We start from the raw sequence: 1,400 nt of genomic DNA on the forward strand, positions 1-1,400 counted from the left end.
GGGTGCCGCTTGTTGCCTCATGTCAATGTGCCCGCGACGGTATTCGTTGCCTCAAATGCCGGATGCCCGCGTCAGCTGATTCGTTGCATCGTTTGCTGGCACCTTGTTGGGTGGGGCTTTGCGCTTAGGCCCAGCCTTGGTGATGGTCAAGGTGAGTAGCTCATTGACGAGGGCCTGGATGTGGCGTTGCAAGGCAGCTGGATTGATGTCGAGGTAGGCGCGGGTGAGGTCGGCTTTGGCGGTGGTCGGCAGGTTCGGGTGTGCTTGTGCCCGCTTGTGCGGGGTGGCTGCGGTGTCGTGCTTCTTCACGATCTTCGCGCCGTCACGGGCTTTGTAAACGAGTTTCTGCTGGGGGTAGAAGAAGTTGCTCAACAAGGCTTGCAACGGCCAGATCGTGTTCAGTAGCACCAATTCTGCGGGAGTGTCGTAGCGGTGGTAGCCGACCAGGGTGCGCACGGCGGCCCAGTTCTTCTGCTCGACGTGGCAGCCGTCGTTCTTGTTGCCCACGCGCGAGCGGGTGAAGGTGATCTGGTGCTTGTCGCACCAGTCCAGCAGATGGAAGTTGATGAACTCCGAGCCGTTGTCAGAATCGATGCCGCGAATCGGGAAGGGCATCACCGCGGTGATGTCGTCGAGGGCGGCCATGACCCATTTGCGGGCCTTGGTGGGCACGCTGCGGTTCTCGGTCCAGCCGGTGGCGACGTCGGTGACCGTCAGGGTCCAGACATGCTCGCCCACGGCGTGCCCGCCGTCATGGCTGACCAGGTCGATCTCGACGAAACCCGGGACCGCATCGTCCCAGTCGGCCCACGTGCGCACCGGGATCTGACTCTTGAGCAGACTGCCGGGCTTGGTGCGTGAGCGTCCCCTGGCGAGGTACTTCTTGCGTTCCGGGGCCAACCGGCGATCGATGGTGGCCGCCGACATATCTGCCAGCAGCGCCGCGGTGTCCTCGTCGATATCCAACTCGCCGTAGCGGCGCAGCACCGACACCAACTCACCCAAAATCGGCGCCAGCCTCTTACCGGCCGGCATCCCCACCACCGCCCAGCACAACACCAGCGCGGCAACCGCTTTGGGCCCATACTTCGGTGAACGCGGCCGCCGCGTACTGACCAGCTGTGGGCGCCGGGCCAGGCGCAACGCCTTGCGCGCGTGATCACGATGCCACCCCGTGGTCGCGCACAGCTCGTCAAGAATTTTTGCCTTCTCGGCCTTGCCCGCCCGCCGGTAGCGGACCGCAATCACCCTCGTCACGGCAGTGCGCTGCGCCAACGTCAACTCCATCATCCGGCGGTAGCCCAGCGTTTGCCCCCACGCCCCCAACGACACGCCGCAGGCGGGCATTCTCATATGAGGCAACGAAAGGGCTAACCGGGCACTTTTAGTGAGTCAACGCG

1 protein-coding gene is annotated in these 1,400 nt (G+C 63.9%); it reads right to left on the reverse strand.

Features of this window, described 5'->3' with window-relative positions; translation table 11 throughout:
* Nucleotides 1-51: 51 nt before the first annotated feature.
* A complete protein-coding gene (locus tag N415_RS29600) occupies nucleotides 52-1,287 on the reverse strand; it encodes a DDE-type integrase/transposase/recombinase (RefSeq protein WP_068189642.1) in 1,236 nt (411 codons plus the stop codon).
* Between the last annotated feature and the right edge of the window lie 113 nt (nucleotides 1,288-1,400).

Source organism: Mycobacterium sp. UM_CSW (assembly GCF_000455205.1).
In the GTDB taxonomy this organism is placed as follows: domain Bacteria; phylum Actinomycetota; class Actinomycetes; order Mycobacteriales; family Mycobacteriaceae; genus Mycobacterium.

What these genes read in the sequence shown, in the direction of transcription:
- N415_RS29600 (WP_068189642.1), bottom strand. Translation starts at nt 1,287, where the DNA reads ATGGAGTTGACGTTGGCGCAGCGCACTGCCGTGACGAGGGTGATTGCG.